Raw genomic sequence first — 13,960 nt, 5'->3', positions numbered from 1 at the left:
AGGTTTCCCTTGTTAAACGAATAATCGGTTGTAGGTAAACGTTAGGGTTCGGTATTGGCGAACTACTCGTCGCCTTCGCCTTCGCTGATCTTTTTCAGCTGGCTGTTGAGCATCTTTCCAGGACCCAGCATGGCGGCAGACAACGTCGCTCCTGGGCCAAGGATTTGGCCAACAAGGGTCGCAATTTGTTCTTCACGGCTAGGCCATTTGCTAACGGCTTTGACCCCGTCGGCATCCAAACGTTCGCCATCCATCACGCCGCCTTCGGCAGCGAACTTGGCGTACTTTGTTTCGTCTTTGTCCAGGCGGACGACTTCTTTGACGAGCGAGACAAAGTCTTCGCCGCCGAAGCAGACCGCGATGGAGCCGTTTGCGCCTTCAAAGGCGGGTGCCAGGTTAGTTCCCTCGGCAGCACGGCGGGCGAGAGCCTTTTTCACGACGAACATCGTGATGTTCTTTTCGGCCAACTCACCGCGTAGTTCGTTCGTCGTGTTCGCGTCCATCCCCACGCAGCTGACCAGGACGGCGTCTTCGACGCCATCCAATCGCCGCTTGATGTCGCGGGTCACGAGGTCTTTGACGTACTTACTCATCGAATCGATTCACGGATACAAGGAAGGCGGAGACAGATCGACTAACAAGTCACACGAACACTGGGACTCATTGTTCCACAGATCGCCACACCTTTAAGGTAGGTGCCTTTGACGTTCTGAGGCTTCAGGCTGTCGACAAACTGAATGAACGCATTGATGTTGTCGACCAACTTCGAATCGTCGAAGCTCATCTTGCCGACCATTGCGTGGACGTTGCCGCCCTTGTCATTTCGGAATTCGACTTTACCAGCTTTGTACTCCGAGACGACCTTTGCGACGTCCGGGGTGACGGTGCCAGCACGTGGGCTGGGCATCAAGCCACGGGGGCCGAGGACGCGTCCGAGAGGACCTACCAGTCCCATCATGTCAGGAGCAGCGATACAGACATCAAAATCTGTCCAGCCGTCTTTGATTTTCTTGGCGAGGTCTTCTTGGCCGACTTCGTCAGCACCAGCCTCTTCTGCAGCTTTTGCTGCATCGCCTTTAGCAAAGACGACGACGCGTTGTTGCTTGCCGATCCCGTGCGGAAGTACCAGCGAACCACGGACGATCTGATCGGCCTGGTTAGGATCGACACCCAGACGCATGTGAACTTCGACCGTTTGATCAAACTTGGTCGAGTCATACGTCTTCAGCGTCTTGACGGCTTCGTCAAGAGGCAACAGTGCGGATGGTTGTTTAGCGAGCGCGGCGCGATACCGCTTTGATTTCTTACCCATATGGTCACGAGCCTTGTTAAAAGGTCGGGTGGTTTTAGCAAAATCACCGGGCCCGAGGAAACGCCTCGGCGGCAAATTCTCCCACTTCCCGAGCAAACACAACAGCTGGCCTGCCGGGGAGCGAAGAATATGCGTCCACACACTCTTACCGTCAACGCCAATTTGCCTTTTTTTGCATTTTGCGTACGGGGTCGTGGACAGCTTGAACCCTGAGACAGCCTGTCGAACTTCCCTGATCGGTTCAACTGGGTCGCCAAGGTGATCGAAAATTACAAGTCCAACAACAATTCCAACACCCGCATCGCCGCCTCCCGCTGACGGGCAACACGCTTGGGCTTTGCCAAGTCGACCTGCGTGATCCGCGGGGTGTCGCCCCTGCGGCAAACGGCAATGAACACCACGCCGTCAAACCCTTCAGGCGCATCCGGCCCTAAGTGCCCGGTCACCGCGGCGGCGAGTTCCGCGTGTGGCGTCCGCTGCAAAACGCCCGTCACCATCTGGTGCGCGACCGGCGGACTGACCGCGGTGTGCTCCGCCAAAGTGTCTTCGGCGACACCTAACCACGACTGCTTGGTCGCGTTTTGGTACACCACCATCGATCCCGCCAGATTAGCTGAAATCCCCGGAATGGTTGCCAACGTCGCGGCGATCAAACCGCCCGTGCAGCTCTCCGCCAGCGCCAACCGTTCTCCCCGCTCGGACAAACGTTTCGCAAGGTGTTCGGCAAGTGTGTCTAAATCCATCGCACTGTTCCTTTCCGCTTCATTCGTTCCATTTTTGGTTCCAAGTTACGCTCGCCTTCATTCGACGAAACACGCCAAATCAAACTTCCCTGACGCCGCTTAACCCGAACCACCCGGGCTGTGACTTGAGGGAACTTCGGCAAATAAAGTTGATGTTTTCCGGCCGGCGCCTGCTATCGTAGAGGTCGCCGAATCGTGCTACCCCACGTCCGTCCACGGCTCTGTCGCAAAGACAACTGGCTGGCGTTCCGCGCATCTTCTAAGACCACGATGGAACACGCAACCGACCCCAAGCATCTCGCCACGATCACGACGCTGAATGAGCGTGGATCACGCGCTCTCTCGCTGCAATTCACGTTGATCAGCAACGTGTTTTTAGTAATCGTGCCGACGGCGTTGGGCTTTGTCGGTTCACTTGCACCGCTGTTCATTGCAGTCAATGTTTGGGGCTCGCTGAGTGTTCGCAGCTTCCTGATTGTCCTGGGCACTTCGGTCGGAGTCACCGTGTGCTCCATTGCGATTTGGGCCACGCGCTTTCCCGAATGGCCGATGAACCAATGGCTGGACCAAAGACTGCGCAATCGTTGTCGGAAACGCTTCCAGTCGTCTCCCGATCACTCGATGAAGTTCTGGATCGATTCGGCCCCAATGTGCGAATACGTTCGGCGGGAAGCAATGCAGGCGACACTGTTCCCAAAACTCGAAACGGCTTCGGATATCGCGTTGATCCGCATCCATGCCGACGGGATCACGATGGAAGGCGATCGAGCACGCTATAGCTTCCCTGCCGCTTCAATCCTGGGTACCACGATTGAAACGATTCGGCCGGCCGGATGCTTTCACAAACTTCACTACGTGCACGTGTTCGTTCGCACCGAACAAGGCACCGACGAGTTCCCGATTTCGTTGCGTGATTGCGGATGGGGAAGACTGTCCGCCAAAAAACGTCGCGTGGACGCGGAACAACTGGCCGAACGCATTAACCAGATTGCGACCGGTTCCGAATACGAACTGTCAGACCCGGACTACGCTCGCCGCGCTCAAACAAGCCCAACAAACTCGATTAACCCTTATGCGGTCGCCGCATCACTTTCACCAGCGCGACCGTGACCTAATCGGGAAACCTCAAACGGTGCTTGTTCTGTTCGTAGAACTTGGTGATGTCCAGCGACTGGCGGCGTTCCTCTTCCATCAACTGGATGCGTGCTTCAAGACGTTCTAGACGACGCGCCATTTGCGGAATCAACTCGTTGTTTTCGTCCAGCGGTTTTGGCCGAGGCACCTGCGGATAACCGAGATGACGCTGCAAGGCACTAAACAGGTACAGCGGGTCCTTGCGGCGATTGGCAAAGGCAATTCGCCCCTCTTTTTCACCAAACAAAATCGTGACAGGTGCCTCCTCCGCTTTCTTCGCTGCCTTCAAACGGTTGCGATAGTCTTCGCTGGCCAGAAAGACAAGGTCCGCGAAATCGATCAAGCCGACTTCTGCGCGAAGCTTTAAGATCCACTGGCTCCAGGTGTCATCGTAAAGCGGGTCGCCGCTCATCGCGGTCAGTCCCAGGTCGTAGCTCAATCGGTTTCGGCAGAGCACCTCAAACTGGTAGAAAAACAAGCCTGCCTGCGAAGCACCTTTGACGCGATACTCGACTTCAGATTGCATTACCTTGAATGCGGTGTGCATCAAGAATCGCCCCGTGTCCAACTCGCTCTGGTCAATCAAGAACGTTTGGAACGGCGTGAAGTAATGCGACAACTGGTGCATGGCGGGTCCGAGCAATCCAGAATGCCGAACCTCAGTTAATAAATACTCCATCGCCATCGGCAATCGCGTTGTCGCCAACACTTCGTGCCGCAGTTGTTCCAGCAAATCCTGGATCGGCGAACGCGTGCCAGCTTGTTCATAGAGCAACTCGAACAGGTGAGCCTGCTCCACGTACTCGTCACGATCCAACATGGGGGGACGTGTTGGGATCTTGTGGGTCGTAGGCCCGCGTCGCACCGGGCGAGAATTCGATGGTCTTGGCATAACAACTAGCGTAACAACCGAAGCGAAGTTTTGGCCAGCAGCGTTCCCTTTCCGCAAGAACACAGACTAGCGTCACTGCGGAATTTCAGCGACATGGTATGTTAACAACCGCGTTGCGATGAATTGGGTTTGCCGAATTGGCGTGAATGGAAGTGAGGACAGGCATGACGACACCCGAAAAGCCTCCCAATCCATATCAAGTGTCGGCGAGCGATACGGGGCCTGCAATGACACCGGTTCCGCCCAACCAACTGGATTTCCCGGGTCGCTGGAAAACGATCATCACGATCGCGATCGCCAGCAGCGTTCTAATGCTCGGCTCCCTTAGTGCTGCCGACAGAGTCGGTGAAGGCTTCATCCTGTTATTCGTCGTCATTTGGGCAGGAACCTGTGCCCTGATCTCGGCCATCTTGCCAGGAACCCCCGCACGGAAAATCGCCCGAGCATTGCTGGGAACTTTGCTGGCAGTTCCATTCTTTGCCCTCTACGCCACCGTCTGCGCCACCATTGCCATCCCCGCATTAGCAGTCGCAAACATGGACATTGCGGGACTTGGCTTTGGTAGTGTGGTCGCCAATCTCGTCGTCCTGATGATCTTTGCGTTAACGGTTCGCGGGATCGCAAGAAGCCAGGATCGCCGCCACGGTGAGCCGGTCGAGAACCAACCGAGCCAGCCAAAAACATGAACCATCTCGATCGACGGCCACGCGCATCGCACGTGATGCTGGGAACAACCGATTCGCTTTGCCCGGACTGCATGGAAGTCATCTCGGCGAAAATCATCGTTCGCGGCAAACGCGTTTACTTTCGCAAACGATGCCCTGAACACGGCGTCCGCGAAGACTTCGTTTGCAGTGATGTCGACTGGTGGGATCGCGGCGAAGGACACACCGCTTCGGTGCTGCCTATGGTACGCAGCACCGAAAGCGGCAAAGGATGCCCGCATGACTGCGGCCTTTGCGAAGAACACGAACAACACACTTGCATCGGCTTGGTCGAACTGACCGATCGTTGCAATCTCACCTGCCCGATGTGTTTCGCCGGCAGCGATCCGCACGGCAAAGACCATGATCTTTCTGATATCATCAAAAGCCTTGATCGCTTGGTCGAATGCGAAGGCCGGCCGGAAGTTTGCCAACTCTCGGGTGGCGAACCGACGTTGCACCCCGATTTCGAAACAGTGGTCGACGAAGCACTCGCCCGACCGATCGACTATGTCATGGTCAATACCAACGGCGTGCGGTTTGCCAAAGATGCGGGCCTCGTCGAACGCCTCGCGAAACATCGCGATCGGCTGGAGATCTATCTACAGTTCGACGGCGGAGATTCAGCCACCACGATCCGACTTCGCGGCGAAGATCTGATCGACCAAAAACGCCGCGCCCTCGATCGACTACAGGACGCGGGACTGAACGTCACCCTGGTCGCAACACTGGTTGCGCCGTTGCCCGAACGATTCTACGAAACGCTGCTTCAAGAAGCCCTTTCGCGACCCAACGTCACGGGACTAAGCCTGCAACCGGCGACCTATAGCGGAAGGCACCTTGCTGCCGAAGACCTCGAAAACCGCGTGACGTTCCCAGACGTGATCCGGGGACTTGCGGACGCATCATCGGGCATGCTTTGCCCCAGCGACTTTGCGCCTTTGCCGTGTGCACACCCGAACTGCCACCAGATTATGTTGGCCGCCCGCGAAGGCGATCGAATTGTGCCACTGTCCGATGCCGCACCCTTGACCGAAAACCTGGACTTGATTGCCGGCGGGATCAGTTTTACGCCCAAGCGAGCCAAGGAACTGATCGAAATTTTTCTATCGCGCGCGAGTCACTGCGGCAGTGATTGCGATTGCGGTGATGTGGTCCAGCTTGGCGCGATTGGAAACTCGACGGCGAATCCGTCCACCAAACCGACAGATCCGGTCCTCGATAAGTTCTTCGCCCGCGTACTGACCGAATCGGCAACCGCGCGTGATCTGTTTCGCGTCACGATCACCAGCTTCCTGGATGCGTATAACTTCGACGTCCGCCAATTGATGAAGTGCTGCACGCACCACGTTTTGCCCAGCGGCCACGTCGTCCCGTTCTGCGCCTACAACACACTGTACCGGCCAGGGCACTTACAACTGCCGCCACTCGCGACCGCCGTTAAGCACCAGCCAAGCGAAGGCTAGACGATGGACTGGGGTCGATTCGGATACGCAGCGTTCATGGTGCTGGGAACGGTGACCGCCGGCATTGCCTACCGGCGTTACGGTGGTGGCACCACGTCGCTTACCAACGAACAACGATGGGGCATCGCTGTTGGCGGAATCATTGGTGCGACCTTCGCAGCGAAACTTCCGTTCGCATTTGGGATCAGCGCCGACGGCGGATGGCTTGGCCTTTGGACCAGCGACGGCAAGACAGTGCTGTGGGGACTGGTTGGTGGCTACGCCGGTGTCGAAGTCGCCAAGTGGTCGCTGTACGTTCGCGAGCGAACGGGCGATCGCTTTGTTATCCCGGTCGCACTGGCGATTGGGATCGGCCGATTCGGATGCCTGTGCAATGGCTGTTGCTATGGAATTCCGACCAACGGCATGTGGGGCATCCGATCCGATGAATCCGGCAACGCCGCGATCCTGCGTCACCCCGCGCCGCTCTATGAGTCGATCTTCCACCTTTCATTCGCGGCGATCGCGTTTTACGGCATTGGGCAGGGCTGGATCAAACAGCAATGGATGCTGATTTACCTGATCACGTACTGCGCATTTCGCTTCGTGAGCGAATACTGGCGTGAAGAACCGATCGCGATCGCCGGGCTGACGTTTTACCAAGTCAGCGCGGCGGTGTTTGCGATCGCATTTAGCGTGCTGCTGATCTGGCGACGATCAAATCCATAACTTCATGCGACCATCCAGCATGCCTGGCAAGGCCCGTTCGACCATCGTCTTCACCTGACGATCGTGGTACCGCGTGCTCAAGTGGCCGGCGATCACCAGTTCGTTTTCGAAGCGGTCCTTTCGGCTACGATAGTCGTCGACGTGCATGTGACCGTGTTTATGGATTTTTTCCTTGCGGTGTTCCGGCGCGACAAACGTCATTTCGGTGATCAGCGTTTTGCACTGATAGAACTCGGGATTGTTGTCGAGCCCTGGTGGTGACGTGTCACCGGTATAGCCAAGCACCGGCACACGAATCTCGGTGCTGATTTCTGTCCCGGCCAATTTCAAGTCGCGGATTTCTGGGCCCGACAAATGCGTGAACTCACTTTTCAACTTGTGTCGACGCTGATAGACGATGAAACCAAGTGAAGTAATCGTGTGACGCGTTGGCACGGCCTCGACCAAGTATTCGCGGCCACATTCGATTTGGTCTCCCGGCATCAGTCCGACCAACTCGCATGGCATCGGGCCACGGTCAAGGCGACGAAAGCACTGCAGCATGCCCCAAGCTTCGTCGACCGCCGAGTCAGGCAAGTAAACGACCGGCGGTTCCATCTTCATCATCCGGCGCCGAGACACGTATGACGGCAGCGCGGCGATGTGATCGAGATGCGCGTGCGTGATGAACAGTGTAGGTGTGCCCATAAAATCCCAGGGCTGGGCACCGACATCAAACAGAAGCTTTAACTCATTGACCCGCCAGCACGTTTGAACGGCGGCGCGTGAATAACCCTCGATCGTCAGACCGTCATGGTGATGAGAGATCAGAGGTACGTTTTCAACCATGTTGCTTTGTGGGGAATCGGCATGCGGAAGTCACAGCCGGGTGGTGCGTAGAGACGCTGAACGACTCGGCGATCCTGCCGAATCAGTTTCCTTCAGGCGTAACGAGCAGGACTTGTTCGTGAGCCCGGATCTTCAACGAAGACTTCTCTGCGATCAAGTGGACCAATTGCCAAAGCGTCTGGTCTTTGGCTTCGAAGGAGACCAACTTGGACAGCGACGGGTTCGCCGAAGCGTCGAACTTAAACTCGACGCCGCCAGTTGAAAACAGTTTGGCCAACACCGCGCCAGCCTTCTGATCGGCAACGGTCAACGAAAACGTGCGTTTGTCGGCCTGCAACCGTTTCAGCGGATCGGGCTCGCTCGCCCCCGCATTCGCAATCTTCTCACGGGGCTCGATCGCTAGAACGGCGGCGCATAGTTCTTGATGAACACCAAGCGTCGCGGTTACCACGGTACCGTCACGCTCCGCCCGAACGTTAATCGTGGGGTCGGATGTCACCAACGGCTCGAGCTTCGCTTTCAATCCTGCAAATCGATAGCAAGCGGAGAACGCCGATTGTGCGTCAGCGTTCGTGCGAAACTTGGCAAACTGTCCATAAACCAATGCAATTGCGGTGACAGGCGACACCGATTGCAACCGGCAAGCCGGCCATAGATCGTGCGGCAAGTCGCCTCCTCGCATCTGCACCCGAACCTGGCTGACGAGCGACTTGGGTGCCGAAAACGGGATCTGCGTCAGGATCAAATCCGCCGCTTCTTTTGGCGTTGTCAGATCAGGCCACTCGACATCGATCAGGTGTCGTGACGAATTATTTGATTCGTTTTGGCGATTAATTCTCGCCGATTGGGACAACAATTTATCCGCCATTTCGGCAACCCAAGCCGGCCGACCAAACAACAAACAGTTGTCCACCGGAAAGACAACACAACCAGACGCCTCGGCGATCTTGACCAGCGATTGATAGCGAGTCGGGCCGAGCTCACCAGGTGAAACTGGAGCATCTGGGTCAACCTTGCGATCAACCCAGACATTCAGATGCCGGTGTGGCTGATTGGGGATCTCCGCGACTAGGTCGATGGCGATGCGAAGTGATTGCCCATCAATTCGCCCACTAAGTGGTTCTTGTAACCGCAAAACGAACTCGCTTCGCTGATCCAAGCATTCGCCGGACACTTCAGCGACGAACATGCACAAAATCAGGGCGTTCGCAGCGAGCAGATGCGACAAGAACTTTTTGATAATCATCGCGTCCGTCAATACAAAGGGATCTATCGGGTGGCATGCACGGAAATCTCCCACATCCATCCGGCAAACGTGGCACAGTCGCGATGTCCGGCTACCAACAATTGGCTCGCCACGGAAAGCGTCCCGGGTTGTTGTGAACGGACACGCTTACAACTAGACTCCGAAGACCTGCACCGAAGGAACTTCGCAGCGAGTCCAGCGCCGGGCAGTGTCAAGGATTCACCGAAATCGTGAAGCAAGACACACACCGCGACCTCGCACTCGCAAACACTGCATGACGCAATCATAGCCGGAGCGTTGGCTCCACCGAAGATACAGAAAATCTTCTCGCGTTCGGTTGCCCGCATAACCGGCACGCCTAGTATAACACGCGACTTGCACCTGGATTGCTCCTCAACTCGACGGACGCCATTGTGACTTCCCCTTTAGTGCGAACGCCCCGATTGGCCACGGCCTATCGCCGATTGCTCACCACTTCCGATGCCCCTCAGTACGCTGCCGAAGTCAATGAACATTACTCGCCAGCGACGCTAGCCCGTCTGCTCTCGCAAGGCGATGTGGAACTGCGCCGTGCCGCCGCAATGGCATTAGGCTTGCTCGGCAACACTCGCTCGATCGAAGCTCTCGGCAAATCGCTTTGCGATGCCGACCGCGGCGTACGACTGGTCGCCGATGATTCGTTCCGTGGACTGCTGCTTCGCGACGCATCGCCGACGCATCACCAACAACTGCTCAAGGTCATGCACTTGACCGATGGCGGCGAGTACGCTGCGGCGCTAGCACCGGCTATGATCCTGGCCGGCCAAGCACCGATGTATGCCGAAGCGCATTTCCAACTCGCGTGCTGCTGGCAGGGCCTCGACGATCACACCAAAGCGGCGCAGGCCTACACCGCGTGCCTGTGGCGCTGCCGGTATCACTATGGCGCTTGGCAAGCACTCGCGCGTTGCCAAATGGTTGCCGGCAATTACCATCAAGCGGTTCGATCACTCGAACGATGCCTGGACATCTTGCCAGACCACGAAAGCGCCCGAGTCCAGCTTCGCTCCTTGCGCCGCCACATGCGTCGCAGCGACGTCTAAAAAGCTTGCGACCAACCATCCGTTCGCGATGATCAACTACAACGACCTCTTCGTTTCTAGCGTTGCGATGCTCGGCTCCGCGTCGGCTTTTGCGGTCGCCGTCGGCCCTTGGCGTGAACCCTATCGGCTGCGAACGATAGCGATGGTCGTCGATCGATACGGCATGACCGCCGCACGAGCGGTTTGGATTTCGATCGCGTTGATCTCGCTGTCCGCCGGCGTATCGATCGCCCGCGGCATTCGGCCAGGCTTTGCCCAGCCTTCGTCAACTCCGGCCGACGCTGCTCAGTAAGACTGGTCAGTAGCACTGCTCACTAACGCAGCCGGTCAAGACGACTGCGTCATGGGGTGATCACGGCGGGTAGCCCCGGCAACTAGACGCCGGGGTTGGAGACCTTTACCGCGTGGTCCATCACCTGTACGGCGGCTTTGATGTAGGTGGTGAAATTACCGTTGAACTGCTTCATCGACTCTTCATTCTCGAAGAAGTACATGCGATTGTTGATTGGGTCGATGACGCCCCACTCGCGATTGCCTTTGACGATTTTCTTTTCTTCGAAGAACTTGACGACATCGATTTCGTTCAGCATTGGCGTGTACGACATCGGGTCAACCAAGAAGGACTGCATCGCGGCCTTGTCGGCAAACAAGTACAGCTTGCCCAGGTGAACGACACCCAACTCGGGTTTGCCTTCGACCCATGCCCCCTTGTCAACAATTGTTACCGCACAGCACCCGTCCATCGCCAACTCTGGCTTCTTGGCGACTTCAGCCGCTGGCTTGATCGCCGGTTGCTCTAGTCGAGCAGCAGCCATCGCTGCGGGGACACCTTCCGATGCGGCGCGTTTTGCGGCGGCAACTCCGTCAGCTGGTGGCAACATGAATTGATTTGCTTGTGGCTGCGAGGTGGCGACTTGAACTGGCAAGTCCCCGGTCGGCAAGCCCATTTGCGAAGCGGGCATTCCCATCGCCGTGGCAGCGGGTTCACTTGGCTGCGCGACAGGTGCCGAAGCGACTTTCGCGGCTTGCTCTGCAGCCAGCTTTTGCGCGGCAAGCTGCTGGGCCGCTGGCTGCTGTGCTGCAACTTGCTGGGCCGCTGGCTGCTGTGCAACCTGCTGCTGGGCAACTTGTGACTGAACTGCTGGCTGCGGTGTCGCGGCTGAATGCGGTGCCGCGGAAGCGACCATCGTGGCGTTTTGCGCATAACCTGCGTAGGTGGTCGCCAACATCGACACGTAGCGATTGGATTGTTGGGGACTGACCGAGTGCGACAGTGCTTTGCCTTCGGTCGTGACGATCACGTCGGTTGGGTATTTCGAGACTTTGAACAGCGTCGCCAGTTTGGGATTTTTCCCGCCGTGAACTTTTACGGGGACGAAGTTTTCGTTGATCGCTGCGGCAACGGTCGGATCCTGAAACGCGCCTGCTTCGAGGCGGTCGCAGTAAATGCAGTTGTCCGTGTAGAAGTGCAACAGCATCAACTTGTTCTGCTGTTTCGCTTTGTCGTGGGCATCGCGGAGCTTGCCTTCCCAAGCGATTTGCGCGCTACAGGGGCTAGAGCCAACCAGAGTTGTTGCGAGCATTACAAATGAAAGCGCGGCGTATCGCATCCTGCGTTCCTGTGTCCGTCCTTAGGTAGATTTATGAGACCAGCCGCCGATTCCTAGCGACGCGTTGTCAAATCTGATCGGCAATTCCTGAGTTGCCGCTTAAACGGAAAGTACAGAATAGGCGGACTTTAACGCCAGAGTGAACTGCCACTCTCCCCCCTGCGGAGCCCGGTTCTCAAGGATCGTCTTGACATGCTGCTGCTGGCGGGTATATTTCGTCATAGCTTCGTTGGTGCTTCCGACAAACGTGTAAGGCGGCACCAAACACAATTCACTTCGTCGCTCCTCGACGTTTCTGAGATTGGATTTGTTGGTTGCCGGGATTGACACCTGGCGAAACTCTCCCACAGACAGTCCCAACGGGATTGATTTTTTTCTGTGGTGAGGTTCTGATATCAAAATAGCAAATTCCGAAAATTTATCGCTGCACGAGACCCCCGATCGCAAACCGGCAAGTTTGTGGCATTGATCGTCCGCGACGGAATTGATTTTGGGCTCAGGTTTTTCCAATCTCGACTCAACCGTAGCAGTTTGCGTTGCGATCGTTGAGGAGCACGGAAAAGTAAGGAAGAGGCAGGTACGTTCAAATCACCGAGCGTGCGATGCCAAGGTAAATCAAAAACCACCTAGCCACAGGAAATGGCAACTTAGCTCGCGGATTTAGCGGCACGCCACACAGTTTGGGGCCGCCCCGCAAACCGGCAATCTGTTCGGTTGTGCGAGAATCTCATTCGATTCAATCCACGGTAACCTTGCGCACCTGTCGCTGGTTACGACAATTTTTTTGGGATCGACCCGTCGCGGAACGACGTCCGCAGCTTCCCGACAGGGTCCTTTCACGTTTCCATCTGCGGATTCTATTTTTTCAGCGTCGACCTGTCGCTCCGATTCATTTCGAAGTGACTTGGCTTAGCCCCAATCGCGTCGACGTTTTCTGGACGAAACATGGCGAAAAAGAAACGGTCCACGCGACGCGGCCCGAACCCCAACGGTCAATCCGCTGGCGGAAATAACAAACCGCGTTCACGGCGACGACGTCGAGGCGGCGGAAACGGCCAAGCCGATCGAGAGCCAGCGGATATCCCAAGCGATGCGCCAATGGAAGAATGCGAAGGCATTCTCGAACTCCACCCCAATGGCTACGGGTTCCTTCGCAGCCGCGATAACAACTACTCCCGCGAGCGTAGCGACCCATTCGTTCCAGGAACGATGATCGATCGCTTCGGCCTCCGACAAGGCGTGTATATCCACGCCATGATGCAACAGGCCAAACGTCAGCAAGGCCCTCGCGTCCGGGAAATCCTGGATGTCGATGGCATTCCGCCGGAGTCCTATCCGGATGTCAAAAGCTTCGAAACGCTGACACCGATCAACCCCGAAGAATGGCTGACCCTCGAGCACGGACAACGCCCGATCACCAATCGCGTGATCGATCTGCTTGCTCCCCTCGGAAAAGGCCAACGGGCACTGATCGTCGCGCCGCCACGAAGCGGTAAAACGGTGATGCTGCAAGACATCGCCAGCGGCATCTCGACCAATCACCCGGACCTCAAACTGATTGTCCTGCTGATTGACGAACGCCCCGAAGAAGTCACCGACATGCGACGCAACGTTGTCGGTGGTGAAGTCGTCGCCAGCAGCTTGGACATGGACGTCGAAAGCCACGTCCGACTTAGCCAGCTCGTTGTCGACCGCGCACGCCGCCTGGCCGAAATGGGCCAAGACGTCTTCCTGATGCTCGACTCGATCACTCGACTTGCCCGCGCTTTCAACAAATGGGTTGGACGCAGCGGCCGAGGCGGTGCGACCATGTCTGGCGGTCTGGACATCAAAGCGATGGACATTCCCAAGAAGCTGTTCGCCACCGCTCGCGCCTTCCAAGAAGGCGGCTCGTTGACAATCGTCGGCACCGCGCTGATCGACACCAACAGCCGTATGGACGAAGCCATCTTCCAGGAGTTCAAAGGAACCGGGAATATGGAACTGGTCCTCGATCGCCGCTTGGCCGATCGACGCGTCTGGCCGGCGATCGACATCAGCCAGTCGGGCACCCGCCGCGAAGAACTGCTGCACGACGAAGAGACTTACGAAGCAGTCACCATGCTGCGCCGCACGCTCTCGACGATGCACCCTTGCGACGCGATGGAGCAACTGACCAAACAGTTGGCTCGATTCCCCAGCAACGATGAATTCATCAAGCTGATCAGCGGAGCCAAAACGACGCTGTAGCGATTG

At 56.9% G+C, this 13,960-nt stretch carries 15 protein-coding genes; 7 read left to right on the top strand and 8 right to left on the bottom strand.

Translation table 11 applies throughout. The features are described from left to right. Nucleotides 1-62: 62 nt before the first annotated feature. The 3 genes from rplJ to CGZ80_RS06720 all read right to left on the bottom strand — a co-directional run bounded on the left by rplJ (nucleotide 63) and on the right by CGZ80_RS06720 (nucleotide 2,055). Nucleotides 63-593, bottom strand: a complete 531-nt coding sequence (gene rplJ / locus CGZ80_RS06730) for a 50S ribosomal protein L10 (protein WP_094412626.1) — start codon at nucleotides 591-593, stop codon at nucleotides 63-65. 41 nt (nucleotides 594-634) lie between these two features. Next, nucleotides 635-1,312, bottom strand: coding sequence for a 50S ribosomal protein L1 (gene rplA / locus CGZ80_RS06725; protein WP_094412624.1), 678 nt, complete (start codon nucleotides 1,310-1,312; stop codon nucleotides 635-637). Nucleotides 1,313-1,581: 269 nt separating this feature from the next. Further along, entirely contained in the window at nucleotides 1,582-2,055 is a 474-nt protein-coding gene (locus tag CGZ80_RS06720) for a CinA family protein (protein WP_094412622.1), read from the bottom strand. A gap of 270 nt (nucleotides 2,056-2,325) precedes the next feature. On the opposite strand from CGZ80_RS06720, the gene CGZ80_RS06715 reads away from it, so the two are divergent. Further along, nucleotides 2,326-3,165, top strand: coding sequence for a hypothetical protein (locus CGZ80_RS06715; RefSeq protein ID WP_094412620.1), 840 nt, complete (start codon nucleotides 2,326-2,328; stop codon nucleotides 3,163-3,165). A 1-nt stretch (nucleotide 3,166) separates the two neighbouring features. Here the strand turns inward: CGZ80_RS06715 and CGZ80_RS06710 are convergent, their stop codons facing one another. Next, the gene (locus tag CGZ80_RS06710) at nucleotides 3,167-4,009 is read right to left on the bottom strand and encodes a hypothetical protein (RefSeq protein ID WP_094412618.1); all 843 of its coding nucleotides are present in this window, start codon (nucleotides 4,007-4,009) and stop codon (nucleotides 3,167-3,169) included. 236 nt (nucleotides 4,010-4,245) lie between these two features. Between CGZ80_RS06710 and CGZ80_RS06705 the strand changes: the two genes are divergently transcribed. From CGZ80_RS06705 to CGZ80_RS06695, 3 genes are read left to right on the top strand one after another with little or no spacing between them, the layout of a single operon-like run. Next, the gene (locus CGZ80_RS06705; protein ID WP_094412616.1) at nucleotides 4,246-4,767 is read left to right on the top strand and encodes a hypothetical protein; all 522 of its coding nucleotides are present in this window, start codon (nucleotides 4,246-4,248) and stop codon (nucleotides 4,765-4,767) included. Next, complete coding sequence (locus CGZ80_RS06700; protein WP_233148269.1) at nucleotides 4,764-6,251, top strand: radical SAM protein; 1,488 nt, start codon at nucleotides 4,764-4,766, stop codon at nucleotides 6,249-6,251. The genes CGZ80_RS06705 and CGZ80_RS06700 overlap by 4 nt, the downstream gene beginning before the upstream one ends. A gap of 3 nt (nucleotides 6,252-6,254) precedes the next feature. Continuing rightward, nucleotides 6,255-6,959 (top strand): prolipoprotein diacylglyceryl transferase, encoded by a 705-nt coding sequence (locus tag CGZ80_RS06695; protein WP_094412614.1) that lies wholly within the window; start codon nucleotides 6,255-6,257, stop codon nucleotides 6,957-6,959. On the opposite strand, the gene CGZ80_RS06690 is transcribed toward CGZ80_RS06695, so the two are convergent. Together CGZ80_RS06690 and CGZ80_RS06685 are read right to left on the bottom strand one after the other, a co-directional pair. Further along, a complete protein-coding gene (locus CGZ80_RS06690) occupies nucleotides 6,948-7,787 on the bottom strand; it encodes an MBL fold metallo-hydrolase (RefSeq protein WP_094412612.1) in 840 nt (279 codons plus the stop codon). The genes CGZ80_RS06695 and CGZ80_RS06690 overlap by 12 nt on opposite strands. Nucleotides 7,788-7,869: 82 nt before the next feature. Then, nucleotides 7,870-9,033 carry a hypothetical protein gene (locus tag CGZ80_RS06685; protein ID WP_143543779.1) on the bottom strand — a complete coding sequence of 388 codons (1,164 nt, stop codon included), beginning with the start codon at nucleotides 9,031-9,033 and terminating at the stop codon, nucleotides 7,870-7,872. 428 nt (nucleotides 9,034-9,461) lie between these two features. On the opposite strand from CGZ80_RS06685, the gene CGZ80_RS06680 reads away from it, so the two are divergent. Together CGZ80_RS06680 and CGZ80_RS06675 are read left to right on the top strand one after the other, a co-directional pair. Continuing rightward, nucleotides 9,462-10,115, top strand: coding sequence for a HEAT repeat domain-containing protein (locus CGZ80_RS06680; protein ID WP_143543778.1), 654 nt, complete (start codon nucleotides 9,462-9,464; stop codon nucleotides 10,113-10,115). 28 nt (nucleotides 10,116-10,143) lie between these two features. Further along, nucleotides 10,144-10,407, top strand: a complete 264-nt coding sequence (locus tag CGZ80_RS06675) for a hypothetical protein (RefSeq protein WP_094412606.1) — start codon at nucleotides 10,144-10,146, stop codon at nucleotides 10,405-10,407. Nucleotides 10,408-10,489: 82 nt separating this feature from the next. On the opposite strand, the gene CGZ80_RS06670 is transcribed toward CGZ80_RS06675, so the two are convergent. After that, the gene (locus tag CGZ80_RS06670; protein ID WP_233148268.1) at nucleotides 10,490-11,698 is read right to left on the bottom strand and encodes a thioredoxin family protein; all 1,209 of its coding nucleotides are present in this window, start codon (nucleotides 11,696-11,698) and stop codon (nucleotides 10,490-10,492) included. A 126-nt stretch (nucleotides 11,699-11,824) separates the two neighbouring features. After that, on the bottom strand, nucleotides 11,825-12,235 hold the full coding sequence (locus tag CGZ80_RS06665; protein WP_094412602.1) for a hypothetical protein: 411 nt from the start codon (nucleotides 12,233-12,235) through the stop codon (nucleotides 11,825-11,827). Between the two features lie 435 nt (nucleotides 12,236-12,670). Between CGZ80_RS06665 and rho the strand changes: the two genes are divergently transcribed. Beyond that, nucleotides 12,671-13,954 carry a transcription termination factor Rho gene (gene rho / locus CGZ80_RS06660; RefSeq protein WP_094412600.1) on the top strand — a complete coding sequence of 428 codons (1,284 nt, stop codon included), beginning with the start codon at nucleotides 12,671-12,673 and terminating at the stop codon, nucleotides 13,952-13,954. The last annotated feature ends 6 nt before the right edge of the window (nucleotides 13,955-13,960 follow it).

The sequence above is a fragment of the Rhodopirellula sp. MGV genome (assembly GCF_002251265.1).
GTDB lineage: Bacteria > Planctomycetota > Planctomycetia > Pirellulales > Pirellulaceae > Stieleria > Stieleria baltica_A.
Note: the sequence above shows the minus strand (reverse complement) of the source record. Positions and strands in the feature narration are given on the sequence as shown.